This is a genomic window from Peribacillus sp. NPDC097675 (assembly GCF_050277655.1).
GTDB lineage: Bacteria > Bacillota > Bacilli > Bacillales > DSM-1321 > Peribacillus.
In genome coordinates this window covers 52,093-77,893 of the sequence record NZ_JBNNSK010000003.1, presented here as the reverse complement: position 1 = coordinate 77,893, position 25,801 = coordinate 52,093, and the positions used below count along the sequence as shown (strand labels likewise).

Sequence of the window (25,801 nt, the reverse complement as noted above, 5' to 3'; positions counted from 1 at the left end):
TCTCATTTTTTAAGAAAATAGTAACTTTTATCCTCCTCACCACTTTTGGAATAAAAAAAGGAACTGATTTATATCAGCTCCTTGATTGAAATTTTATGTTTGAAATAGCAAATAGAAGTCAGACGACTAACGACTTCAGTGCCAGCAACGATTTCATCTTTCCCTATTGATAATATATCCTCACTTCATAGGGTCGTAAATTCAGTTTGGTATGGTCTTCAATACCCTCATAATTCGCTAATAATAGTTCCATTTCCCCCCAAGCGGATGCATCGATACAGTGATGATTCGAACTAAAGTTGCAGATTACCTTCACTGATTCACTATTCATTCTTCTTGTATAAATATAAAGGTCAGAATGATTCTCCCATAATAAATCATATTCCCCATATACTAATACTTGATGTTTCTTCCGAAGATTAATCATCTTCTTATAAAAGTGGTAAATAGAATCAGGATTTTTCAATTGCTCTTCAACATTTATCGCACGATAATTGGAGTTCACTTTCATCCACGGCGTTCCATCCGTAAATCCACCGTGTTCCGTATCATTCCATTGCATGGGTGTGCGGGAATTGTCACGACCATTTTGCCAAATAATTTGCATGATTTCATCATGTGAACGACCCTTCGAAGTTTCAATATGATAAAAATTCTTCATGCCTACATCATCATAATCATCGATGGAATCGAATTGGACGTTTGTCATGCCGATTTCCTGCCCTTGATAAATAAACGGTGTCCCTTGCATAAAAAAGTACAGAGCACCAATCATTTTTGCACTCTCCAACCAATATTGCTGATCATTCCCCCATGTAGATACGCTTCTCGGTTGGTCATGGTTCTCAAAAAATAATGCATTCCACCCTTTATTATGAAGTCCCTTTTGCCATTTTGTCATGGTCCTTTTCAACTCATAAACGTCTACATGATGATCATGTCCCCGATTCCATAAACCCAAATGGTCGAATTGAAAAATCATATCGAACTTTCCATTTTCTTCCCCAACCCAATCGTCCGCTTGTTCAATTCGGACACCATTGGCCTCACCAACGGTCATAATATCATACTTCCCAAAGGTTTCTTCCTTAAGCTCCTGGAGGTAATTTAATATTCCTTCCTGATTCGTATGCATTTCAAACGCCGGGACATATTGATGCCAATAAGGATTAGGCATATCCGGCAAACCTTCGCGCTTATGGATATGTGTAATGGCGTCGATCCGGAAGCCATCAATGCCTTTGTCTAACCACCAGGTCACCATGCTGTATAACGCCGTTCGAACTTCGCTATTTTTCCAATTTAAATCGGGTTGTTTTTCGGCAAATAAATGTAAGTAGAATTGATTCGACCATTCATCGAATTTCCATGCGCTCCCTGAAAAAATACTTTCCCAGTTGTTCGGTTCCCTGCCATCCTTACCATCTCTCCAAATATACCAATCTCGTTTTGGGTTTTCCTTGGAAGAACGTGACTCGACGAACCAAGGATGTTCATCACTCGTATGATTGATCACCAAGTCAAGAATCACCTTCATGCCGCGTCGATGTACGTCTTCCAACAAATATTCCAAGTCATTCATGGTACCGTATTCCTCGGAAACTGCTTGATAATCACTAATGTCATATCCATTATCTGCGTTGGGGGACTTGTAGAACGGACAAATCCAAATCACATCAATGCCAAGTTCCTGCAAGTAATCCAGCTTGGATATCAATCCCCTTAAATCTCCTACTCCATCACCGTTACTATCCATGAAACTGCGTGGGTAAACTTGATAGCAAACAGCCTCTTTCCACCAGATCTTTTTCATGATGTAACCCCCCGGATTGGATTCTGTATTCCACAAAGCCTTAGGGTCATTGTTTTGCAGCTGCCAAAAATCGAGAGATAGATGATTACTTTAATCGATTTCTTTTTGCACGTTTCATGATCATAGCAATAAAAATAGCAAAAATGAAAAGGACCAACCCGATAATAATCAAGTAAGGAGTATTGATTGTCGACTTAGAGGCAAGTGTATAAACCTCCGCTGATTCCCTGTCGATTACAATTGAGTAGCTGTTGTCCTTACTACGCACCAAGTCTCCATTAAGCATGCCTCTCAACTCTTTATTCTCTTCAAGATCCTTTTCAGCAAGTTTTATCGTTTGCGTTTTTGTTGTGTTATTCATGACAACAACCATCGTTTCATTGCCATATACACGTTTAAAGACCGCCGTACCACCCTTTTGGTACAAGACCTTCATATCTCCTTTAGATAATGCAGGGTACATCTCCCGAAGATCAGAAAGTTTCGTGATATATTCCACTAACTCCTGTTCGGTTTTAAAATTCATCAATTGATGATTAGTGGGTGCTTTATCACCATTAAGAGCAATTTCTGAACCATACATGACAATTGGAACGCCTGGTGCCGTATAAATATATGATAAAGCCATCTTCCATCTTGCTCCAGGGTTTTCGTTATGGTCGGCAGCATCCTTGGTAAAACGGGGCATATTCTGGGTATCCATGAACAGAGCATTCGGTAAGCTAGTATCTTTAACTGCATCCAATACAGGAGCCAGGTCTTGATTTGGTGCAGCAAACGCTTTCCGCAGTTCTGTATTTAATGGATAATCCATGAATGCATCGATTCCTGTTTCTTCATAACTTGCAATCAAATCAGCATCGCCTTGAACGTCGCCAATCGTATAGAAATTTGATTTTTCAGATTTGACTGTTTCAACGAATTCTTTCCAAAAACCCTTTGGAACGTGTTGAACTTGATTGAGCCGGTACCCATCAATATTTGTTTCTGCAATCCACCATTTTGCAACATCTAATAAATATTCCCGTGTTTCCTGATTATCTTGGTTTAAATCTGGAAGGCCATTGACCCAGCCGCTTTCTATATTCCGTTGACTGCTATCCGAGGAAATATCCTTTTTATCATGAAACCAGTCTTCTTTATCTGGATCGTTCAGCCAGGAATGATTCGGCCCTACATTATTGACCTGAAAATCGAGGATCACCTTCATATCGCGACTATGAGCCTCATTAACTAGCTTTTTGAATTCTTTTTTCGTACCATAGTGTTCATCTGTCTTATAAAAATCCTTCACCCAGTCCCCATGGTACCCATTATCTTCATTAGCAAAAATAGGTGATAAGATGATAGCGGTATACCCCATATCTTTTAGGTAATTTAACTTATTCGTAACTCCTTCGAAATCTCCACCATTAAAGGCCGAAGGATTCAATACATCAGCATCCCCATTATTTTTAGGATTTCCATCAAAAAATCTGTCTATCATTACTGAGTATGCGATTTCATCCTTCCATGTTCGTTGTTCTTTTTCAGCTGCTCCTACAGGAATGGCGTAAAAAAGAAGCAACGGAATTAAAGCGAGTGATAACACCCTTTTTTTCATATCCGCTCTCCTCCTAGCTATCTCTTTACGCCTTTAAGATTATCCGTTTGTCCCCCCTAACGTCAAATCCATATTATAAAAAATTTACACATATGAGACATATTGGAGAGTGGTTGATATCACTCAAGCTGTGATATTCAATCATCATAACTTTTCTTTATCTTCTTTACTGCTTCATCCAGGGCTGCTTCCGGTTTGCCTTCCAAAGCAGTGATTTGTTGCATGGCAGAATCCATCGGCCCCCACACTTTACTCATTTCTGGAATATTCGGTACTGGTTCTGCGTATTGTAATTGTATGGTAATGGCTTGTGCTCTTTCACTATCTTTGATCGCCTCTTGATCACTGATTGTTTTCATAGGGGCGAGCTCCCCGGTTTTTTCAAAGCGCAGCAACGCATTCTTCTCATTTGATAAATATTCCACTAATTTTGTGGACCAATAAGGATATTGGGTGAAAGCAGTAAGATGCCACCCTTTCATTTCCAAGATTGTTTTCATTGGGGACCCATTCGACAATTTTGGCATCGGGGTGATACCGATATCCTTCCCATCCATTAGTTCAGTATTTGAACTCATGATGGAGGCTACCTTCCCCTCCCTAAACATTCTTTCGAGATCCTCCTTGTCACCCTCTGGAATGATGTTAGCTTTATACCACTTCTGAATATAGTTCGCACCCTTTCGTGCACCTTCATTATTTAATCCAATATCCATAGGATTTACTGGCTTCCCATCCCGTTTGAATACATACCCGCCCATCCCAATTACCGTTCCATATGCCTCATGGAAATCGTTCCAGTCAGCCGCGAATCCATATTCATTTCCTTGTCGAAGTGTTTTTGCTTTTTTATACAACGCATTCATTGTGTTCGGGGCCTTAGGCATCATTTTCTTGTTATACACCAAAATAGAAGTGATTGCTGACCTTGGTAGTCCGAATAGCTTTCCTTGATAAGTTTCCGCGGAAACCGCAGTTTCTAAAAATGGGGCTACCACTTCTTCATCCACCTTTAACTCCTGAATCAGCCCCTCCTCTACTAACTGACCCACCTTTTCATAGGAAAGGGTCACGATATCCGGGGATTTCCCAATTGGTCCTTTCCTTCGTAATTGTGTATACATTCCATCGTTTACCTCTACCTCTTTGTATTCCACCCTTATGCCATATTCTTTTTCGAATCCTTTAAGGATGGGTTTTAAAGCATCCCCTTTTTTCTCTTCCTCCCAAACAATCAATTTCTCCGGTTTTTCTTCATTCGTGGTTTCTTGTTCACGCTTCTTACTTTCCTTCACTATTTTAGTTTCGTTATCTGTACTGGATTCACAACCACTTCCGGTAGCGATTAGAAATAGGGACATTAATAAGTAATTCATCAACTTCTTCACTTTTATTCTCCTTTTAGAATGTTTGATTCTATCATGTCCCAAAGCATCCATTTGTTTACGCCAATGGTAAAATTATAGAACGTAGGTCGCGTACACGAATGCGATATCAATCGCTATTGTTACCATTATATGAGTAGACTTATGTTTTACAACATTTTCCTATATCTATTTATTTTCTTGAAAAGAAGCATCCTATTTGTGATAATTTTAGTTATCAGGTGCTTTTTTTCAAGAAAATGGGTATATACTCTAGATGAGAATCTTGAAATACTCAATCTTGTTACATGTACATATTGTTTCCTCCCATTAGCAGGCATAAATCTTCCTGTTTCCAAAAATTAATCCTCATTAGAAATGGAGTGATTTTCTATGGAACGTTCGTCCATCCAGCACCGGCCCACTGACAATTTCGCTTACAGCATCGATGCCGAAACTCTTCATATCCGCCTTCGTACAAAGAAACAAGATATTGCATCTGCCGGACTTATCTTCGGGGACCCCAATTTACTTGATGATGGCCATTGGCAGTATGATCAAGCGCCTATGGACCTTTCCGGAAGTGATAGCTATTATGATTATTGGCAGATTTACGTTAAGCCACCTTACCGGAGAATTAGATATGGATTTAAGCTTCAATCGGAAGAAGACGAACTCATTTACACGGAGAAAGGCTTTTTCGAGGAGGCTCCGGATGATACAGGCTGTTATTTCGCCGTCCCATATCTTCATTCGAATGAAGTATTCCGTGCACCTGAATGGGTAAAGGATACTGTTTGGTACCAAATATTCCCGGAAAGGTTCGCGAACGGAAACCCCGATAACGATCCGGAAGGTGCGAAACCTTGGGGCAGCGAAGAACCAAAAGTGGATAATTTCTTTGGCGGGGACTTCGAAGGGATTATCGAACATCTGGATCACTTAGAGGACCTTGGCATAAGCGGACTCTATTTAACTCCCATTTTCCACGCTCATTCCAACCATAAATATGACACAATCGATTATATGGAAATCGATCCCCAATTCGGTACTAAAGAGAATTTGAAAGTGCTGGTAACAGAATGCCATAAACGAAATATCCGTGTCATGCTTGATGCTGTCTTCAACCATAGTGGATATTATTTCCCACCGTTTCAAGACCTTCTTGAAAAAGGCGAGGACTCGAAATATAAAGATTGGTTCCATCCCCATGGCTTTCCTTTAAAAGGGGGCCAATGGCCAAATTATGAAACATTCGGTTTCTTTGAGTCGATGCCAAAATTGAATACGGCCAATCCTGACGTCAAAGACTATCTCCTGGAAACTGCTTCCTATTGGATCACCGAGTTCGACATTGATGGCTGGAGACTTGATGTAGCCAATGAAGTCGATTCACCATTCTGGCGTGATTTCCGGAAAACGGTGAAAGCCATTAAGCCTGACCTGTACATTCTCGGGGAAATTTGGCATGATTCCATGCCATGGCTGAGGGGCGACCAATTCGATGCCGTCATGAATTATCCATTTACCAATAACGTATTCCGTCTTGTCGCCTCGCAAACAATTAATGCTCGGCAGTTCATCGAAGAAATGACAGCCATCTATCACAGTTATCCTACAAATGTATTTGATGTTACATTCAACCTTCTCGGAAGCCACGATACACCACGTATCTTTACCGACTGCGGAGAAGACGTGGAAAGAGCCAAGCTCATACACGCCATTTTGCTGACTTTCAATGGCAGTCCCTGTATCTATTATGGAGATGAAATAGGCTTAACAGGAGACCAGGATCCAGGTTGTCGCAAATGCATGGTATGGGAAGAAGAAAAACAGAACCGAGAACTTTTTAATGAAATTAAAGAATTGATCGCTTTACGAAAAGAAGAAGGATTGCTTGCAAATGATGGACACTTCGAGTTCCTTGATACATCTGATAACAAAAATATCGTCGCTTATCGAAAGTTCAGTGAGACACGCTCGGTTATAATCCTGCTTAATCCGACAGTCAGTCCACAGTCTTATAGCCTTCCTTTTGATGTTAAAGCACATTCCATTGTCGATTTAAGATCGAAGGAAGTAACGATGGAGGACCACGTTGAACTAGGTGGCTATCAATATAGAATACTTGCATTTGATCATTGAAGCATGGAAAAGGGGCACGCGTACGATACGCTGCCCCTTTTTTTCAATCAATGATTTGGATATCATATTGCTTGAACCATACATCTATCTGGGCCAAATGAGCGAGTAACTGGGGACCTGTCATCAATTGACCGAACCAAGGTACCTTAAAAGCGGCTCCTTTTGACTCGACAATATCAGTCATTTTCTGCTGATCGAAGAACTCATGCAGGACGGAGCTTTTGTCAGTCAAGATATCTTTTAGCCATGTTTGCACTCTATCCGTATAGACTGGGTTATGGGTCTTAGGGTAGGGACTTTTTTTACGGTATAATACCTCATCGGGCAACATCCCTTCTAACGCTTTACGTAATATTCCCTTCTCACGGTTACCCGTCATCTTCATATCCCAAGGAATGTTCCAAGCATATTCAACTAGACGGTGATCAGCAAAGGGAACTCGCACTTCAAGACTGGCCCCCATGCTCATCCGGTCTTTCCGATCAAGGAGTGTGGTCATGAACCATAATAAATTGACATAGAAAAGCTCCCTGCGCTTAGCGTCCTCCCCTTTTTCCCCCTCGAGCTTAGGCGTTTCTCGAACCGTCGTCAAATACGCTTCTTTCGCATATTCTTCCAACCCCAATTTATCCCGCCAACCCTCTTTCAGTAGAGATTCCCTCTCACCGGTCGACCTCATCCAGGGAAAGCCAGGACGGTTTAAATCCTCTGAACGATGAAACCATGGGTACCCCCCAAAAATTTCATCCGCACACTCTCCTGATAAGCCAACCACGAAATCTTGCTTTATTTCTTTACAGAACCATAGTAATGAGGAATCAACATCTGCCATACCCGGTAGGTCTCGGACATGGACAGCTTCTTTTAAATAATCGGTTAGCTGCTCCTGAGTAATGATTGAAGAATGATGTACCGTATTGAAAGTATCCGACATCTTCTTAATCCAGGGTCCGTCAGAGTTAGGCTGGAATTCATTCGCCTTAAAATACCTTTCATTATCCTCATAATCTATGGAATACGTATGCAACCTTCCTTTACCATCTTTCAGGTACTCATTCGCTGCGATAGCTGTAATCGCACTCGAATCGACTCCCCCTGACAAAAAACTACATAGCGGAACATCAGAAACGAGTTGCCTAGTCACTGAATCTTTTAACAGATAGCGAACTTTGTCAGACGTCTCATCCAGCGAGTCCCGATGCTCTTCACTCTGAACATTCCAGTATCTCCATATTCGCAGACCTTTTCTTGATAATGTAAGTGCATGGGCAGGTCTCAGTTCCTTCACATCATGGAAAACACCAGAACCAGGTGTCCGAGAAGGCCCCACTCCAAATACTTGGGCCAATCCTTCCCTGTCAATCTCTGTTTTAACGTCCGGATGTGCAAGTATCGCCTTTAGTTCTGATCCAAAAATGAATCCTCCATTCCTCTCCGCATAAAAGAACGGTTTAACCCCCATACGGTCTCTTCCAATGAATAACTTCTGTTCACTTTCATCCCAAATCGCAAAGGCAAAAATTCCATTAAACAAATCGACACACTTTTCCTTCCACTCTATATATGAAGTTAGTAAAACTTCTGTATCAGAATGGCCTTTAAAGGAATATCCTTTTAATAATAGTTGTTTTCGAATGTCTTCGGTGTTATATAATTCGCCGTTATAACAAAGGGTATATCTTCCTTTTTCGCATTCCTTTGTCATCGGCTGTTTTCCGCCCTCTGCATCGACAACCGTTAATCTTTTATGGCCAAAGGCAACGTGGGATTCACTCCATACATTCTCCTCATCTGGACCCCTCTTTGCCAATGTTTTTGTCATCTGTTCGACTGTTTTGGTTTCCGTCCGTAAATCCTTTTGAAAATGCACCCAACCTGTAATTCCACACATCACACTTCACCCTTTCCATCTGGACGATCAAATAATATAGCCGTCTGCCATTTAAGTATTAGGTATCCATAACATTACGTTCTGGCCTCTAATCAAAGTATTCTAATTTGCACTAATCCGTGGAGGCCTCTGCTCCTCGACTTGATGATGGTAATGAAATGTCGAGCAGGGCATCCCGTGTTTAACATAGCCTATGCAAAGATGGAAAGTTGGTTATTTGTCCATAACATTTTAAAATATACCGTTATATTTTCACTGGATTTTGACTAAAAAGTAGGTGAGGATTCCCCTATTGGAGGTATAAGCATGAGTCAGCAACATCGAACGAAGTTAATGAACAGGCAAACACGAGCATTTACCGAAGGAACTGTGGAAAATATCAATCAACAATGGATCTTTTTTGATGATGAAACCGATGAGGCGTCATCTATTGAAGATCACCTTCATAGCATCATCGAAGTATACAGGGGTGGCCGATGGCAGCAGGGATTTTTAGAAGCAGAGGGTAAAATCCACCTCCATCGTGATTTTACCTTTCTAAGAGACAATGAACCCATCAGAATTCAAAAAAAACTATTATATTCTTTTGAACGATTGTTAGAAGAATTGAACGATGATTCCTTTTTCCAATTTGTAACGACTTTGAATTCGCTGGATTTTTCCATATATGATTGTATTTATAGCTACAATCAACTTACTTTTTTAAGGGAACTGACCAATCAGTCCGGCGTGAATTTCTTTACATTTGATAACGAGTCCCAAATCTGTCTGGTCCAGCACCATTTTTCATACGGAAAAAAGGACCATGACCGCTTTGAGTTCACTCTTAATACAGGCAAGCGAATCATTATAGAAAAAGTGAATTCCCACTGATTTTTTTAAAAAGTGTGCACAAAAAAGGACAAATGGGATGAACCCATTTGTCCTTTTCCAATTCGATTAAAACCAATCAAAACCTTGTGGAAGGGATAGTCCTAGATAAAGGACGACGATCAAAGCAACGATGAATAATGCCCACATCGCACTTACGGCTTTTCCTTTTTTCCTACGAACTAACACCATTTCCATTGCGGCAATCACGATGATTCCCACAATCATTTTCACGGCATATGCACCAAAGTCAGTAATTAGCATTCCACCTGTGATGAAAATCAAAAGATAGAATAGACGTGTAATCATGTGCATCATCTTGGCTTTCGGGCTTCCATTTTTAAGCATGGAATACGTTACAAAGAAAAGAATGATTCCGATAACCCAGGTCGTTATGTGTAAGTGAGTTCCCATTTTTTTGCCCCCTCAATCAATATCCATTTCATCATATCATAGGCTTTTACCTATATACAAAAGTAAGGTTTCTGTAACGGATGTAATAGATGTCCATTTTATGAACGATCTTTCTTTTCCCCTTGTGGAATCACCCCCACCCGTTTCATAACGGGTTTCTTACCATATGTAATAAATCTCCATATATATTCCACTGGGCCGAAGCGGAAACGCTTCATCCACCAATAGCTTAGTAAGAGCTGTATAGAAAAGACAACCATCATCAGGAGAAACCCTTCAGTATATGTAACTTTCCCGTAAAACCCAAAACCATATGAGTAAAAAATAAAAGAACAAACTATCGATTGAAATAAGTAATTACTCATCGACATCCTTCCCACGAAGGATAGGGGATAAAACATTTTATAAGCCCATGCCTTTTCCAACAATAGTGCAATGCTGCTTATATAAAACATCGTCAGCAATGGTCCCCCGAAATAATCCTGTACGAACGTCGTTCCATAATCGTAGACCGTTAGATACGGCAGGAGCTTGATAGCCAGACCCGCTAGAAAGCTAATGAGTGCCACCATCGTTAAGGACCGTTTATATCGAGAAACGTTCTGAAGCCATCCTTGCTTTGCTACGCCAGCTCCGATTAAAAAGTAAGGAAATATGGAGAGGAAAAGGAAAATCGCATTCGTTGGATTATTCACCATATACCAATCTTCCACTCTTTGACCCGTTACTTCTGTAAAAGTCCCACCAGAATAGAACTCTAGTGACTCTTTAATCATTGGACCGTCATTTTCAATTTCCATCGATCCACCATCGATAAAGCTCATGATGAGAAAAAAGGCTCCGAAAACCGCAAAAGGAACTATATATAAGAACGAACCGAGCCACATTAGATATTTCCCCTGCCATTTATAGAAAAGAAGAAAGGCCAACCCAAACAGTGCGTAATTAACAAGGATGTCTCCATGCCAGATAAAAAATGCATGGAGGCACCCTATTACCAATAGGAAACAAAGCCGCTTTATGAATAGAAAAGGAAACGATACGCCCCTATCTTCACTCCGTACAGCTAATATAACAGCCCCGAATCCAAACAAAAATGCAAACAATGGGTAAAAACTCGCTTGGGCAAAAATATCGCTAAATATGTATAAAATCCGGTCCCAGCTCTCATCCCAATAAGAAACACCATTTATATACAAGATTGGCGAGTGAAAAGAAGCCATATTCACCAAGAAAATCCCTAGAATAGCCATACCTCTTAATATATCAATGCTGATTATCCGTTTGCTTTCCTGTAAGGGGGCTAACGCATCTTTCATACCTTCACCTTCTTCATTCATGATTGTTGTATTGCATACAGCATTTGAATTGGTAGTCCATTCTTTCATTAAAGATATGATATCACCCATACCCTCGGAGGCACTAGAAAAAACGCCGCTCTTATTCAAGCGGCGTTCCCACATATCAGTTAACAAATCTACCTGTTTTTCCTTTCGCTTCCCAATAATCATTGCGAAGATGAATTTTCTGGATTTTACCTGAAGCTGTTTTTGGCAATTCCTTAACAAATGTGACACTGGTAACTGCTTTGAAATGAGCCAATTTTTCTCTAGTAAACCTCATTATATCTGCCTCGGTCAATTCTATACCTGATTTTAGGACGATAAAGGCATGTGGCGTTTCTCCCCACTTTTCATGTGGGACGGCTATGACTGCCGCTTCTAAGATACCCTCATGCTCGTATAAGATCCCTTCCACTTCAATGGACGAGATGTTTTCTCCACCGCTTATTATAATATCTTTCTTGCGATCGACGATATCAATATTCCCATTCCTATCCATCGTAGCCATATCACCGGTATGTAGCCAGCCATTCTTAAGCGTTTGCATGGTCGCCTCTTCATTCTTCCAATAGCCCAACATGACACCATGACTACGAACAATGATTTCTCCGATATCGACTCCGTCACGAGCGACTTCCTCGCCATTGTCGTGAACGACTTTAACCTCACTGCCTATGCAGGGATAACCAGCTTTCGCCTTCATTTTGTATTTTTCTTTCTCTGGTAGGTCATCGAATTCTGAACGGGGCACCGAAATTAAACTTATTGGAGTAGATTCCGTCATGCCATAAATTTGAATGAATTCCCAACCCAGCTCTTTTTCCACCCTTGTTACAAAGGCAGGCGGTGGTGCCGAGCCAGCCACCACAATCCGAATGTCCTGATCAATCGTCGGTACATTCTGTTCGTAATATTGAAACAAGGAATTCAGGACGGTTGGTGCCATATGCATGATGGAAACTTTATACTTTTCAATCGCCTTGAATATGGACTCTGGTGTTGATTTTCTTAAGCAGACTTGGGTTGCGCCATTGGCCGTATAATAAAATGGGGCACCCCAGCCATTGACGTGAAACATCGGCAGTACATGCAAATATGTATCATGGTCATTGACCCTGAAATGATGCATGGCACTAAGCGCATGCAGATAGTTATTGCGATGAGTCAGCATGACCCCTTTAGGATTACCGGTCGTTCCACTGGTATAAAGGAGGCTCGCTACATCATTTTCATCCACATCCTCCCTATCGAAGCTAGCTTTCTCAAATCGTCCTAACCAGACATTGTAATCGATTTCATTTGTATCGTCTTCTTTATAGTGCACGATGATATGTTCCACTGATACCAACTGATCCTTAACAGATGAGATTAGATGATATAAATCTTGATCTACAAACAGGACCTTTGACTCGCTATGATTTAAAATGAAGACATAATCTGTAGGAGTCAGCCTAATATTCAAAGGCACCATCACGGCTCCAATCTGGAACGCTCCGTAAAAACCTTCAAGCATTTCGATCGAATTCGGTGCCAGATATGCCACCTTATCTCCCTTTGTAATTCCAAGGTCTCTCAATCCATTCGAAAGCTGATTCACCCTTTCATTCAGTTCCCGGTAAGTCAAGACCTTATCGTCCCCAATTATCGCTTTCTTGTCAGCATAAAGTGATGCTGCTCGGTCCAAAAAATGGGATAACACTAAAGGCACATTCATCTAATCCCCCTCTTTCAATTGTTTGAAAATTTAGAATTAATCATCATATTACCATATTTAATATTTTTTTACTATATTTTGAAGTAAAGGTTTCCCGGTAGGCCATGCTAGGCAATTGAATCACATTGATAAAGGAAAAACATACAATACAGGGAAGCATCCATTCAGAATAGCCTACTGCCTGTAGTTTTGGATAAACCAGAAAAAAAGGATGATTTTCATGCCTGCTATCGTAGGAGTTATTCAAGTGATCAACGTGGGGAGTAGTGGAGTTGTCCATATCGGCGACGTCTTTAAAATCAGCCCTTTTTCCACTTCAAAAACGTTTGCGGGTGCTGGGTCTTTTAATACAGGCCAATCCATTTCCCTTTACAATGCCTACAGTACCACCAATACAAACGATTCGGATGGCGTTGATCAACCAGTAGCATTAAACCTCTAATTTTGGGAAAGGAGGACACCATGATCTTCAATATTCACCAAACGATTCAAATCAATATGATAAAAATCGAGAGCATATCCAATTCATCTGTTTTTCAAATAGGAAGTGCCGGAGTAATAAAACCTTACTCCACGTTATCCAATACAGGTGAATTCACTGAACCCGCTCCACAGCTTGAAGAAGATATAGTTCCAGAGACGAGTTTCGTCCCATTTAGCCCCCCTAACACATAGGCATTCACCTACATGGATCAATTTCATATACTGCCATATATGACATTAACATTAGGTGAAGGTGAGGTGTTTAAATCGTGGATCATGATTTATATTCGTATTCCATACAAATGCAGCGATTTCTTGAAGCCCAGGATAAGCGAATTATGAAGCTTGAACACGAACTCAAACGCCTGACGGATGAACTCACTGAAATGAAAAATAAACCGCCAATCCATGTTGATCGAATTGAATATAAGTTTGATCAGTTAAAGGTTGAGTCATTGGACGGAACATTGAATATCGGTCTGAATCCTAATGATTTAAATAACATTGATGAATTTGCTGTCAATAATCAACCCATCCAACCAGGACCTTTCCTATTTCCAGGCAGGGAGATAGTCGCTCAGGAGATTTATCATGATATCCTATCAGGCTTAGAGGAAATGATCCGAGATACGGAAGCCCAGCTTCAAATCACACTAGAATCCTCCTATCATGATTTCATGAGGCAGGATGTAGAACGCCAGCTTCATCAGCGTATCAATATGTACTTTGATAATCTTTCCCATGCTGAACGTTCACCTCAGCAGCGAGAAAATGTGAAAGAAAAGATCACAGAAAAAGTGAAATCAGATATTCAAAAAGCAATTATTCAATTCATCACACACTCACGTTCCGAGACAGGAGGAAATCCAAATGGAGTTTAATGTAACAAACCATCAGTTATGTGTCGGTGATATTAAAGTGACGGGGGTAGCTAGTTCAGCCTTATTTCTCATCGGGGACGTACAAACCATCCAGCTATCATCAGCATTCGATACCCCCCCGGAATCGCTCATCATCGGACCATTCGTTCCACTCACTCCAAAAGGATAAAATAGATGTTTAATAGAATATCGAAAGTGAAGTCCTTATCGACCAAGACCCTCTCATTTGCATCAAACCTTCAGATTGGGGACTGTTCTTATATCGACGGGTCCGCCCTAGCCTTGGCAGTCCAAAAAAAAAGCGATAGATTCACTGAACCGGAACCCGATTTCAATGATTATGAAATCTTTACACGGCCCTTCTATATCCCGAGGATCACTGAACCGATCGTGTCACACTTTTCGAACCCCAACCCCTTTATTCAGGTTGGAAATATCGATATCATTGGGATATCTTCTTCCGCCATAGTAGGCGTGGGAAATGTAGGTCATATACGCATGGAATCTAGAATAAAGCACATTCGTCAGATCCCAAAGAAAAACGAAGATGGAACCAGCGATAATACATCAGAAGAAACTGAAACTGATTAATAAAAGGAGAAATCATATGCCAGCCATTGTAGGTCCAGTCCAAATATTTAATGTCGGGTCAGGAAACCTTTTATTCGGTGATGCAGCCGTCATTTCACCGAAATCCGCAAGCAAATCCGTCACCGGCTCCGGCTCAGCGAACACGGGTGCACTCGTTTTTACGGCCAATGGTCTGAACGGAAGCAATGTCATAGACGTTAATGGTGTCGATCAGCCTATCGCAGGAAATAATTAGCGCCTAAAAGCCTCCTGTTTCCAGGAGGCTTCCGTTTGTTTACAAAGTAATTATTTATAAAGTGCAGGGCAGAACCAATTTTAAAAGAGTGTATCTTGATATTTTTTTGATCATGTTTATTTTACACGAACAAAACCGAATCCTGATGCATAGTCGTCACCAGTTGCTGCACCATATCCACCCTTGATGTCATAAGCCTTTGCTTTTGTTTGTAATTGGGCCCTTACCTGTGCATTGGTCAAGTTCTTATTGGAGGACCAGATTTTAGCCGCCAATCCTGAAACATGTGGTGTCGCCATCGACGTTCCGTTAATCGTATTGTACCCACCGTTTATCCACGTTGATTCAATAGATGAACCCGGAGCTGACACTTCCACGTCTTTTTCCTGGATCAAATAATCTCCGTCCGTATTCGGATTTCCTCGGGAAGAATAATTGGCCACCCTGTATGTCCCGTTAGACTGAACGTTTTCAAGAGCCGCTACAGCCACTGCATTCGGAAGTGCACCGGGATAACCGATCGTATTTGCTGAATATCCACTGTTCCCGGCAGCCGCAATGACCAGAACACCTTTGCTATAAGCATAGTCCACAGCGCTTGAAATCAAGGAATCTTTCGAGCTTGAACCTAAGGACATCGAAATGATGGTCTTGGATCCTGTGCTTACACTTTGATCGGCTGCATGGCGGATAGCGGCGGCGATATCATCGGAGTATCCTGAGCCATCATCCCCCAGAACTTTGTATGCCCAAAGTTCTGCTTCAGGAGCCACACCATATATCCCACGTCCATCCTGGCCACCATTTGCCAAGGCGGTTCCGGATACATGCGTTCCATGTCCATTCTTGTCTGAGCAAGAGTTATTGACGTAGGTGGTTGAAGTAGTAAAATCTTTACACTGCTCCACATTTGCCCTTAAATCGGAATGCTCTGCCATTGTCCCAGTATCCAACACCGCGATCTTAATGCCGTCGCCTCCCGATGTTTTGGTAAGGGCTGAATCATTATAGATGGCTTTGATGCCCCATGGCGTCCTTGTGGAAGGAACCGCGGCGATCGTCGCTTGAATCGTTGGTTGAATCGTTTGCGTAATTGTATATTTACTTACCTTTTCAACCTTTAAATCTTCGTCCTTTTTCAAAGTTTCATATTCTTCGCTACTTATATTGGCCGTAAAGCCTTCCTCTCCAAAACTACGCTTATGTCCAAACTTTTTCTTGGCTTTTGTTAGCTCATTGTCCGAACCCTTGAGGTAAACACGAACTTCTTCCTTTTGCGGATCCACGCCTTGCTTGGCTTCCGTTCCATTCGCAAAAATAGAAAAGCTCACACCAACACATAGAAAAGCCATTCCAATCCTTTTTCCCGTTTTCATCTGCTTTCCCTCTCTCTCTTTTTTCCCTACTATGTATGAATCTCTAAAGCTGTAAAGCTATTTTATTTTAATTTGTCATAAACTAACCATCAGGCAAAACACTCAATTACGTTGCAATACAAACATAGGTATTGGAACCTGATTTCTATATAATATTGATGCCTACTAGTCTAGACTTCTCAAATTAAGGCGGAAGATAAGACTAAATTTTCAGAAATTTTATCATTGAAAATAAAAATAGAATAAATACCTACTTAAATCTCTTTCAAATTATCCCTATCGAAAAAAGACAGGCTAAAAGAATTACACGCTTAAGCGAATTTGCAGATAAATTTAAAAGGGGTTTGGAATTAAAGCATTCCAAACCCCTTTGTTTATATTACTCACTCAACATCTTGAATACTTGCTCGACGTCTTTATCACCGCGTCCCGATAAGTTTACAATCAACACGTCATCCTTAGATAATTCTTTTGCCATGACCAGGGCACACGCGATAGCATGTGAACTTTCAAGCGCCGGGATGATTCCTTCCGTTTTGGATAATACTTGAAAGGCTTCGAGTGCTTCCTCTCCTTTTATGGTCCGGTACTCGGCCCTGCCGCTTTCCTTCAGGAAGCTATGCTCAGGACCTACACTAGGGTAATCCAACCCTGCTGCAATTGAAAAAGTCGGCTGTGGATCTCCTTGCTCATCCAATAATGTCAGGCTTTTAAAACCATGCAGCACAGATGGAACCCCTTGGGATATACTTGGAGCTTCGGCCGGTTCCACACCAATCAAACGAACATCCGCCTCATCGATATAGTGTGCAAAAGCACCAATCGCATTACTTCCACCACCCGTACACGCAATGATCGCAGTTGGTAGCTTCCCTTCCTTATCCAATATCTGGCGTTTCGATTCTTCACTGATGATGGACTGAAAATGCCTGACCATTGAAGGATACGGGTGGGGTCCAACAGCAGATCCCAGCAAGTAAAATGTATTTTCATAGTTTTGAACCAAGTCATTCAATGCCTCATCAACGGCATCTTTTAGCCGGCCCTGACCCTTTTCAACCGGTATGACCTTTGCCCCTAACAATTCCATCCGAAAGACATTCAGCGCCTGCCGCTCTGTATCTAGCTTGCCCATATAGATTACACATTCCAAACCAAACATGGCACAAGCCGTTGCGGTTGCAACACCGTGCTGTCCTGCTCCCGTTTCTGCAATGATGCGTTTTGCACCCATTCGTTTAGCCAGAAGTATCTGTCCAATGGCATTATTGATTTTGTGGGCCCCCGTATGATTCAGGTCCTCCCGCTTCAAATAGATCTTGGCTCCACCAATCTTTTTTGTTAAGTTTTGTGCATAGGTCAACGGATTTTCCCGACCTACATATTCTTTTAAATAATACTGAAATTCTTCTTTAAATTCAGGATCATCCTTATATTTCAGGAAAGCTTCTTCTAAAATATCCATTACTTCTTGAAGTTCTTTTGGTACAAAACTTCCTCCAAACTCACCAAAATATCCTCTGCTCATCTGCTCACTATTCATACTCAACTCTGCTCCTTTACACGCACTATTTCTTTTACAATTCAAGTATACGGTAAAGCCCCACTTTTTCTCAAATTCTATTGTTTGTAACCTTCGAAGAAAGGGGTGCCCCACAGTTGCAGGACACCCCCCCTCTCTTACATTTCCAATAAATGCGATCCATCAAAGAAGAATAAATAACGGCTTGTCACTTTCTTATTCATGATTCCTTCAACGGCTCTTGTGTAAAGTTCCAGTTGCATGCGGTAGCGGTCAGCAAGGATCTCTTTCGCCCCTTCATATCCACTAGCGAAACGGCCGGTTATCGTATCCGTTTTATAATCCAGAAGCACAAGGCCTTGTTCATCTTCAAAGATACAATCGATGACACCCTGAATCAAGATTTCCTCTTCGCCCATTTTCCAATCACTATAAGCCTCTTTAGCTGGCAATGACATCGTAAATGGCACTTCACGTCGAATTCTTGGCGCGTCTTGCAATCTTTTGCCAATATCACTTTCAAAGAAGTCGATAATCGTTTCCGGATTTACCGCTTCCCTCTGTTCCTCAGTCAAAAGCTCGCGCTGAATCAAATCAGCAAGCAATCGCTGAATCGATGAAAGAGTGATTTCTGATTTCAAATCAATATGTTGCATGACTAAATGCGTTATCGTGCCTCTTTCAGCCGGTGTCAGGGACTTTTCTTGCATGAAGACTGGGCGCTTCGTAATCGGACTCTTGAATTTACGCAATAATTCCGTAGAGCTCTGTTCATCCCTCAGCTCATATTGACGCTTTAGTTCAGAAACCGACTGCTTGGATCTGTGCACAGTCGCCTCATGTTGGGCATACTCCCAGTTAAGCTGATTCTTAACCTCATGAGCAAACTCAGATTCGACGTCTACCTTCTCAGACTTCTGAACATGTTCTAGCAACTGCTCTTGTAAGAGTGCCTCTTCATCATTCAGGACCGTCAGCTCTTCAATCGGGATGACAGAGATGGACCAATTCGATGGATGGGACTCCATTTTAAAGCCTGACCCAGAGATACCACCAAAGTCACGGTGACGCACAAGGGATGGGCCAATCCAATCAAGGTAGCTTTTAGCTCCTGCCCGTATATAATCCTTCAAAAGCCATTCACCATGCGAAGCATTACTGATCCACTTTTGCTGTATTTTTGCGGCATCACTGATGCTGGCAATGAGATGGAGCTTTTCCTTCGCCCTTGTCAAGGCAACATAGAGCACACGCATTTCCTCTGCAATCAACTCCAACTGTTTCTTTTTCTTAAAAGCAAGTTGAGGGAGGGATGGATAGGTTATCCGCAATTCGGGATTGACATATTTAGCAGCAAAGCCATAGTCCTTATCCAATAAATAGGGCTTCCTCAAATCCATCATATTGAATTGCCTAGAAAGGCCTGCAATAAACACAATCGGAAACTCCAGCCCTTTTGAGGAATGAATCGTCATCAGTCGAACGACATCTTCCTGTTCACCTAAAGCCCGCGCCGCACCTAAATCATCTCCACGCTCCTGCATCCTTTCTATGAAACGCAAGAAACGAAAAAGCCCACGGAATGAACTCGCTTCGTATTGCCTAGCCCTATCATATAGCGCCCTTAAATTGGCCTGACGCTGTTTACCACCTGGCATTCCCCCCGCAAAATCATAAAATTGGGTTTCACGGTACAAAAGCCAGATTAAATCTGACAAGGCCTCCTGTCTTGCCAGTTTCCGCCATTTCACCAGCTTTTTATAAAAAGAAGAAGCCTTAACGTAAAGATCCGGGTACTCATCAGGATCACCTTTCCTATAAAAATCGGCTAATGCCTCGTAATACGTGCCCGTATGATATAAACGGATTTGTGACATTTCCTCTTCGTCCATCCCCACAATCGGAGAACGGAGAACCGAAGCCAAAGGGATATCCTGTTGGGGATTATCTATTACTTTTAACAAGGAAATCATGATCGCCACTTCGGTAGCTTCAAAGTATCCGGAGGACAAGTTGGCATAGACAGGGATTCCCTGCTTCTTAAATTCCTCCATGATTTGTGGAGCCCATGGCATGGAACGAAGCAGAATGACCATATCCCGGTATGTCGCTGAACGGTATTGATTGGTTTTCGTATCATAGATTTGTTGTTTCTCGTTTATGGCCTGTTTAATGAGCTTAGCCATCATCCTTGCTTCCAACTGAGCCTTTTCCAATTCCTCGGCTTCAAATCCTATTTCCGTTTCCTCGGTTTCCTGGCTTGGTTCGCCTATATCAGCTGCTCCATCAATTAAATGAAGTTCAATAGGATAGGCATTCTCTTCCGGGTATGGCGCGCCTTTTTTCAATTGCGCATCCTCATCATAATCAATCTCGCCGACTGTCAGACCCATCAGCTGTTGAAACAGGAAGTTGGTCCCATCAAGAACTTCCTTCCGGCTCCGGAAATTCCGGTTCAAATCAATCCTCAATCCGGAATCTGCTCCATCATGGTTGAAGCGTGTGTACTTTCCAAGGAATAAATTCGGTTCAGCTAATCTAAAACGGTAAATCGATTGTTTGACATCGCCTACCATGAACAGGTTCCCGCTATATTCACCATCGGCCGTCACCAGTTTTAAGATCGATTCCTGAACAAGGTTCGTATCTTGATATTCATCGACAAGTACCTCTTTGAACTGATTACGATATTCGATCGCGGCCTCTGACGGCTTTCGTTCCCCATCAATAATTTCGCCCGTCAAGATTTGTAGGCAATAATGTTCCAAATCCGCAAAGTCGACCAAGTTTTTTTCGGATTTTGCGGCAAAGAATTTTTTATCAAACTGTGTAACGAGCATGATGAGTGTATCGACATACCCCTTCAACTCGCGAATATCACGTAGATAACTTTCAGGTTTACGCGAAAAAAGCTCTTCCTGCAATGATTTAATGATTTTCTTCGCTTTATCTCGATGCTTAGTGGCTTCATCCACTATTTCTTTGTCAAAATCCTCTCCTGTACAACGTTTTGCCGTTCCAAATTTCACGTTTTGAATTTCCTCGTAAAGAGAATTCCAGGAAAGGTCCTTAACTTGGGACAGTTTGGCCACCACATCGAGATCAGCTAAATAGTTCTCCGCCCTTGGCGCAGGTCCGCCGGGAACCTTTGTCAGTTCTAATGATCTCGCCAACAAATCCTTGGCTGTGTCCAGTTGCAAACCAATATCGAATTGTAAGGACTTGATAAACGGAAGATCATCGATCCCCGCGTCTTCAGACAAATCATACATTTCAGCTGCATGATTGAGCCATTGATCAGGATTCGGGTTCGAACGGGAGAAATCATAGAGTGACCGGACAATATCTTGAAGCGCATCATCATTTCGGTCGCTTGTAAAGGCATCGACCAAATTAAAGAAGGCTTCATTATCGCTCTGGCCATACTGCTCCTCGAAAAGTTCTTCCATCACTTCATCACGTAGTAGCTGCGCTTCCGTAGAGTCAGCAATCCTAAAGCCTGGATCAATCTCCGTCAAATAATAGTATTTCCTGATCACTTCTAAACAAAAGGAGTGAAGCGTAGAAATCGATGCACGATTAATCAGACTTAGTTGCTTACGCAGATGCTGGGATTGTGGATTTTCATTGATTTCCTTTTCTAATGCCTCACTGACCCGATGGCGCATTTCGGCGGCCGAAGCATTCGTGAAGGTCACAACCAATAGCTCATCCACATCTATTGGATCATCTTCCGTTATGACCTTTTGTATAATGCGATTGACCAGGACCGCGGTTTTACCAGAGCCTGCAGCGGCAGCAACGAGAATATCCTGATCTTTTGCCCAAATCGCCTTCCATTGGTCTTCTGTCCACGTCACGCCTTCAGGAATCATTGGAATGTTTGTTTTGCTCATTTTCCACCCTCCCCTCTCAATAAATCCAGAACATCATTTTGTTTCTTCTGTGGCAAATTCCTAAATTGGTTTTCCTCCAACGATTGATCGAATTGGCAAACCGATTTAAAGGAACAAAAAGTACATGGTGTTTTTTCCTTCATTTTATACGGAGTAATGCCTACATCTCCATCCACCATCCGATTACCGGAATCCTGGTAGACCTTGCGAACATGATGGTTTAACAATGAGAAGTCTTCCCGGCTAGCAACTTTGGATGCCGCTAAAAGGGAACCATCCTTTTTAAATCCTGCAGGTATGACGTCTGATTTACTGGAAGTATCTATATCAAGAGACGTGTCCATCATTTTGATGACATTCGTTTGATCCAATACAAGTCCATTCATTTTGAAACTCTTATAGATTTCTTCATCTATTTTATCCAAGCTAAGCATCCCTTTAGATTTGACGACTGGATTATGAACATGGAAATATAGAACACCTGCTGGAATCGCCTCTTTACCGATAAGCGATTGGGATTGTGATACGACGATATCGAGGTAGGTCAGCATTTGTAGAGCAAGTCCATAGTAAACTTCACTCATGTTCAATTCCTTCTCACTCGATTTATAATCAAGGACACGCAGATAGACGCCGCCCTCTCCTTCATCGGCTTTATCCACCCGATCTATCCGTCCAATCAATTCCATCTTCGTCCCATTTTTCAGAGTGAACGATAGTGGGGGTAGTTCTCCATTTTTCCCAAAGCCTAGTTCCAATCCGATGGGCGCAAATCCACTTACCTTGGCATGGTCGCTTAAGACGATTGAGGCACGGCCAATTACATGCTCCAGTTTTCTACGCAAGTAATGATGGCGGTTCGTACTTAACAGGATTTGATTTTGAAGCTTCGGTGCAAGCTGTTCCACCGCCCGTCTTGCCAACTCCAAACATTGCTCTTTGGTCAAGGAAGACCACGGGATATCATGCTCATTTAAATAATCCGAAATCATTTTTAATGCTCCATGGAACATTTCACCAATATCCGGTGCATCCAGTCGGAAAACTTGACGTTCCCTTAATTTCAAACCATGAGCGGCATAATGGGAAAACGGACAGCTGTTGAACATCTCCATTCTCGATACACTGGTTAGAATGGTTTCACCGTATAATTGCTTACTCGTTTCCTCAGACAGTTTCATCGTTTTATTTTGGTAAAAAAGACTCGACAGGACCTTCGTTGCGGTCGGTCCAACCATCTCATCCTCCATGATGGCATTATATACATCCCACCAAAGTGGATGGATCGGATAGTTCCGTTTTTTCAGCTGCAATTGCGCAGCTAGATAAGACAGGGCCACCTCATGGTTCGCTGCATATTTCACCTGTTCCTCAGCAGGCAGGTCGGATGGATCGTTCATATAAAAAGCCTCGGACACATGCGGCAATACATCTCTCACTCTTTTTAAATAGGAGGAAGGCAGAAGGGCTTTTCCTTCTTCATCAGCAAGAGGATATGATAAATAAAGAGATGTTGACGGTGTAGTGAATGCTTTATACGCCGTGAATTCCTCATCCAGAAGACGAATTTTCGAACTCGGCGCAACATCAAGCCCACTCGCCAATAGCTTTTCGCGGTCACTATCGGAAAACACTCCATCAGAAACGGCTTTTCCCGGTAAAACCCCTTCATTCAGACCAATAACGAAAGCAGCCTTCACGTCATCCAGTCGAGAAAGGTCAAGATTAGCGACAAGAACTTGATCGATTGCCTGTGGAACTAAGGAAAATTCCAAAGATTCCAGACCTGCTTCAATAATGATCGCAAACTGTTTCAAGGAGATTTCCTGTTCACTTAACAGTTCCACGAATTGATCAAGCAAATCCACAACCGCATTCCACGATTGTTCATGCTCCCTAGCTGAAACCAGATCGCCGTCCTCTTCTGCTTCAAGTTTCAATTTCTCCAATTTTTCCGGTATATGCAATTCTTCCAAATATAAATAAAGGGCCTCGCACAATTCCCGTCCATTCATAGCTTTTTTCAAACGTTTTGATAGCTTAATAATAGGCTCTGTAAATAATTGCTTCAAATCATTGAGCTCTTGCTCCAGTTGCATTTCCTTACTCGTTTGGGGACGGTCCTCGAGCTCCAAGCCACGGAATCGACGATATGTCCAACGATCCTTCGTTGTCCACCCAGCCCCCTTAATCCCTCTGGCAAGCACGTAATTTTCAAGCTTATCCACCTGTTCACGCATTCGGTCATGACTTTGTTGCAGGGGAAATAGAAGTTCTGTCTTAATTGCCCGAAAAACCGGTTCGTAGCGCCAAAATCCATTGATGACTTCCAATGTCGACCTTATCAGTTCAATCAATGGATGATTGAGCATCGTGCGTTTGGAATCGATGAAAAGCGGGATTTGATAATCACGGAAAACCGTTTGTAGAATATCTCCGTATGCGGCCCCATTGCGAACCAAAATCGCAATATCCCGAAAACGGCACTGTTCTTGTCTGACAAGCGTCAAGATATTCCGAGCCACTCCTTCAATCTCTGCTCGACGATTAACAGCCTGGGCAATCGTTACACCAGATGGCTGATCATACTTTTGCGCAGGACGATGGGCAAAATGAGTTTCAAGATGTTTTATCCCAGGATTCTCGAATTTCGCCGCGTTGCTTAAAATGTGGTCTTCCTCAATAAATATCCCCGTTCTTTGTCCCGCTTGATAAAGTTGATGATATAGATTCCCCGTTTGCCTGAACAAGTGCAGATCATCCGGAGCAAATTGCCGATAGGGTTGATCGAGTGTCAACGCAATCGTTACACTTTTACATAGCTTCATCATTTCTTCCACAATCATTAATTCCTGTGGTGTCAAACTGTAAAAACCATCCATATAGATATCCGCATTTTTTATATAAGTGGACTCTGCCATTTTTTCTATCAGTAAAGTAAAATAATCCTCTGAATCTAAATATTTGCCGATCATTTCATCCTCAAATGATTGATAGATAAGCTCAAGATCGTATAATTTATCCTGTATTCCACTACCACCTGGTGATTTTTCCTCCAAGTAATTCCGAATGTCACCTGGCTCGATGCAGTACTGCTTGAATTCGGCAAGCATTTGTTCCATCTGGGCAACGAATCCCTGCTTATCAGCCGATCGCCGGAACATTTTCAGATCATCTTTTTTATCCTCCATAATCTTACGTATCAGCATATTAACGCCAACACTGTCCAAATGGATTCGGCTCATGCCACCTGTCTCCTGGAGAACGCGCCATGCTAACCGGCTAAAGCTGAAAACTTGCGTTCGAATCATTCCTTCGAGACCTGGTGTTTTGATTAATTTATATTCGGATAAAAATGTCATCTGATCAGGAACAAGATAGATGATCGGATCGCCTTCAGGGTCTTCCAATAAGCTGGTGCGAATTTCGTCCAAGACCTTTGACGTTTTACCTGTGCCCGACCTTCCCATTAAAAAACGGAGTGACATCTGTTTCCCCCCTTTTACTTCATTATATCTAGACCCATCATACCAGAAATGCCGTCTACTTTTTGATACGTTTCTTTTTCCATTTATGATTATTTTCCTTTAATTTTACCCTTATGCAATGAAAAACACCAACCGTACGTTCGTATTTAAAACAAAAGAAAAAAGCCCTTCT

The 25,801-nt window shown here is 41.9% G+C and carries 19 protein-coding genes; 8 read left to right on the top strand and 11 right to left on the bottom strand.

The genetic code is table 11. From position 1 onward, the window contains the following. Positions 1-163: 163 nt before the first annotated feature. The 3 genes from ACQKL5_RS05770 to ACQKL5_RS05760 all read right to left on the bottom strand — a co-directional run bounded on the left by ACQKL5_RS05770 (position 164) and on the right by ACQKL5_RS05760 (position 4,804). Entirely contained in the window at positions 164-1,813 is a 1,650-nt protein-coding gene (locus ACQKL5_RS05770; RefSeq protein ID WP_427607118.1) for an alpha-glucosidase, read from the bottom strand. An 85-nt stretch (positions 1,814-1,898) separates the two neighbouring features. Further along, complete coding sequence (locus tag ACQKL5_RS05765) at positions 1,899-3,416, bottom strand: alpha-amylase family glycosyl hydrolase (RefSeq protein WP_427607116.1); 1,518 nt, start codon at positions 3,414-3,416, stop codon at positions 1,899-1,901. Between the two features lie 137 nt (positions 3,417-3,553). Next, the gene (locus ACQKL5_RS05760; RefSeq protein ID WP_427607115.1) at positions 3,554-4,804 is read right to left on the bottom strand and encodes a sugar ABC transporter substrate-binding protein; all 1,251 of its coding nucleotides are present in this window, start codon (positions 4,802-4,804) and stop codon (positions 3,554-3,556) included. A gap of 369 nt (positions 4,805-5,173) precedes the next feature. On the opposite strand from ACQKL5_RS05760, the gene ACQKL5_RS05755 reads away from it, so the two are divergent. After that, the gene (locus ACQKL5_RS05755; protein WP_427607113.1) at positions 5,174-6,925 is read left to right on the top strand and encodes an alpha-glycosidase; all 1,752 of its coding nucleotides are present in this window, start codon (positions 5,174-5,176) and stop codon (positions 6,923-6,925) included. Between the two features lie 43 nt (positions 6,926-6,968). Here ACQKL5_RS05755 and asnB read toward each other — a convergent pair whose 3' ends face one another. Further along, positions 6,969-8,816, bottom strand: coding sequence for an asparagine synthase (glutamine-hydrolyzing) (gene asnB / locus ACQKL5_RS05750; RefSeq protein ID WP_427607111.1), 1,848 nt, complete (start codon positions 8,814-8,816; stop codon positions 6,969-6,971). Between the two features lie 306 nt (positions 8,817-9,122). On the opposite strand from asnB, the gene ACQKL5_RS05745 reads away from it, so the two are divergent. Continuing rightward, positions 9,123-9,689, top strand: a complete 567-nt coding sequence (locus ACQKL5_RS05745) for a DUF2777 domain-containing protein (protein WP_427607109.1) — start codon at positions 9,123-9,125, stop codon at positions 9,687-9,689. A gap of 66 nt (positions 9,690-9,755) precedes the next feature. On the opposite strand, the gene ACQKL5_RS05740 is transcribed toward ACQKL5_RS05745, so the two are convergent. From ACQKL5_RS05740 to ACQKL5_RS05730, 3 genes are all read right to left on the bottom strand, one after another. Then, a complete protein-coding gene (locus ACQKL5_RS05740) occupies positions 9,756-10,100 on the bottom strand; it encodes a YisL family protein (RefSeq protein ID WP_427607108.1) in 345 nt (114 codons plus the stop codon). Positions 10,101-10,198: 98 nt separating this feature from the next. Continuing rightward, positions 10,199-11,563, bottom strand: a complete 1,365-nt coding sequence (locus ACQKL5_RS05735) for a DUF418 domain-containing protein (RefSeq protein ID WP_427607106.1) — start codon at positions 11,561-11,563, stop codon at positions 10,199-10,201. A 1-nt stretch (position 11,564) separates the two neighbouring features. Continuing rightward, on the bottom strand, positions 11,565-13,157 hold the full coding sequence (locus ACQKL5_RS05730; protein WP_427607104.1) for a long-chain-fatty-acid--CoA ligase: 1,593 nt from the start codon (positions 13,155-13,157) through the stop codon (positions 11,565-11,567). 220 nt (positions 13,158-13,377) lie between these two features. Between ACQKL5_RS05730 and ACQKL5_RS05725 the strand changes: the two genes are divergently transcribed. From ACQKL5_RS05725 to ACQKL5_RS05700, 6 genes are all read left to right on the top strand, one after another. Then, positions 13,378-13,599: a spore germination protein gene (locus tag ACQKL5_RS05725; RefSeq protein WP_427607102.1), complete on the top strand. Its 222-nt coding sequence runs from the start codon at positions 13,378-13,380 to the stop codon at positions 13,597-13,599. Positions 13,600-13,619: 20 nt separating this feature from the next. Beyond that, positions 13,620-13,832, top strand: coding sequence for a spore germination protein GerPB (locus tag ACQKL5_RS05720; protein WP_427607100.1), 213 nt, complete (start codon positions 13,620-13,622; stop codon positions 13,830-13,832). Between the two features lie 77 nt (positions 13,833-13,909). Beyond that, a complete protein-coding gene (gerPC, locus tag ACQKL5_RS05715) occupies positions 13,910-14,521 on the top strand; it encodes a spore germination protein GerPC (protein WP_427607098.1) in 612 nt (203 codons plus the stop codon). Beyond that, complete coding sequence (locus tag ACQKL5_RS05710) at positions 14,511-14,690, top strand: spore gernimation protein GerPD (RefSeq protein WP_402964212.1); 180 nt, start codon at positions 14,511-14,513, stop codon at positions 14,688-14,690. The genes gerPC and ACQKL5_RS05710 overlap by 11 nt, the downstream gene beginning before the upstream one ends. Positions 14,691-14,695: 5 nt before the next feature. Then, entirely contained in the window at positions 14,696-15,112 is a 417-nt protein-coding gene (locus tag ACQKL5_RS05705) for a spore germination protein GerPE (RefSeq protein WP_427607096.1), read from the top strand. A 16-nt stretch (positions 15,113-15,128) separates the two neighbouring features. Continuing rightward, positions 15,129-15,347 carry a spore germination protein gene (locus tag ACQKL5_RS05700; protein ID WP_402964206.1) on the top strand — a complete coding sequence of 73 codons (219 nt, stop codon included), beginning with the start codon at positions 15,129-15,131 and terminating at the stop codon, positions 15,345-15,347. A gap of 116 nt (positions 15,348-15,463) precedes the next feature. Here the strand turns inward: ACQKL5_RS05700 and ACQKL5_RS05695 are convergent, their stop codons facing one another. The 4 genes from ACQKL5_RS05695 to addB all read right to left on the bottom strand — a co-directional run bounded on the left by ACQKL5_RS05695 (position 15,464) and on the right by addB (position 25,629). After that, positions 15,464-16,723, bottom strand: coding sequence for a S8 family peptidase (locus ACQKL5_RS05695; protein ID WP_427607094.1), 1,260 nt, complete (start codon positions 16,721-16,723; stop codon positions 15,464-15,466). 379 nt (positions 16,724-17,102) lie between these two features. Continuing rightward, positions 17,103-18,266 (bottom strand): tryptophan synthase subunit beta, encoded by a 1,164-nt coding sequence (gene trpB, locus ACQKL5_RS05690; protein WP_427607092.1) that lies wholly within the window; start codon positions 18,264-18,266, stop codon positions 17,103-17,105. Between the two features lie 137 nt (positions 18,267-18,403). Next, positions 18,404-22,141 carry a helicase-exonuclease AddAB subunit AddA gene (gene addA, locus ACQKL5_RS05685; RefSeq protein WP_427607091.1) on the bottom strand — a complete coding sequence of 1,246 codons (3,738 nt, stop codon included), beginning with the start codon at positions 22,139-22,141 and terminating at the stop codon, positions 18,404-18,406. Further along, entirely contained in the window at positions 22,138-25,629 is a 3,492-nt protein-coding gene (gene addB, locus ACQKL5_RS05680) for a helicase-exonuclease AddAB subunit AddB (protein ID WP_427607089.1), read from the bottom strand. Before addB ends, addA begins: the two co-directional genes overlap by 4 nt. Positions 25,630-25,801: the final 172 nt, after the last annotated feature.